The sequence below is a fragment of the Cupriavidus sp. HMR-1 genome (genome assembly GCF_000319775.1).
GTDB classification, from domain to species: Bacteria; Pseudomonadota; Gammaproteobacteria; order Burkholderiales; family Burkholderiaceae; genus Cupriavidus; species Cupriavidus metallidurans.
The window spans coordinates 1-1131 of the sequence record NZ_ANKP01000183.1; the positions used below are offsets into that span (position 1 = coordinate 1).

Sequence of the window (1131 nt, forward strand, 5' to 3'; positions counted from 1 at the left end):
ATTCGTTTTGCGGGGGCAAGCTCAGAGGTTCGCGTCATGCAAGAGTTTTCTGGCAATGGCGCTGTGGCGCAGATCGTCGACGCGAATCTGGTGCATTTGCCGCCGTACTTCGTAATGCCGTACTTCGAGAACGGTGATGTTTCCAAACACACCGCTTTCATTCGGTCGCGTGCGGAGATAACCGAGCAGTACTTCATGCGGATGATCGACTGCATTGAGCAGCTGCATATGCGCGGCATTTTTCACCGGGACATCAAGCCACAGAACTTCCTGCTTGGCGGCGGCAACCTAGTTGTCTCGGATCTGGGATTGTGCACACAGCTTGATTCATCGACTATGTTCACGCGCCAATCGGATTGGGCGGGTACGCCAGGCTTCATCCCTCCCGAATTCCTCGACAATGGCGGGTTTCGGAACGCCGACGCACGTGGCGACGTTTTCATGCTGGGCGCGACATTTCGCAACATTCTCGCCGGCGCCCTGCCCATTCATCCAGCGATCCAGGCAATCCTCTCCCGCGCAACGGCACCGGACAAGTCGCGACGCTATGCCAGCTTGGCCGATTTACGCCAAAGCCTCCAGTCCGCGTTCGACGTCATTTTGAACCGCCAGCGCGGACAAGCCGGTGCACTTGAACTCAAACAGCGCGTCGTAGACAAATGGACGGCATCGCACGTCGCTGATCCGGGCGAAATCGGGACCTTCATCCAGACCCTACTCGCTGCTTCCCCCGCCGAACGAGAAACGATCTGCCTAGACCTGAAAGTGGAGATCTTCCAAGCGCTGGCGGCCTCTCCGTTACAACCTGGAGCACTTTCGCAGTTCTTGGACAGTTATCGCGAAATGGCAGAACACAGCAGCTATGGCTGGTCCTTTGCTGAGACCATCGCCGACAACTGCAAGATTCTCTTCGCGTCACCATACGTCGGCGAGGAGGATAAGGCAGAAGCGCTGCGAATCGCCGTGATCGCGGCCGAGCGCCAGAACCGCTTTGCGGCAATGGATACCTGCCGTGACATGATTGTGAGTGTGAGCGATCTCGGTCTCGCCCAACGCGTGCATGACTTGATGATGGAGTATGACTACTACTTCATGCAGAACATCGACGTAAGCGCTCAATTGACGACGTCT

At 56.8% G+C, this 1131-nt stretch carries 1 protein-coding gene; it reads left to right on the forward strand.

Features of this window, described 5'->3' with window-relative positions; genetic code table 11:
* Nucleotides 1-1131, forward strand: a 1131-nt coding sequence (locus D769_RS19805; RefSeq protein ID WP_008648717.1) for a protein kinase, incomplete at its 3' end; no start/stop codon positions are given.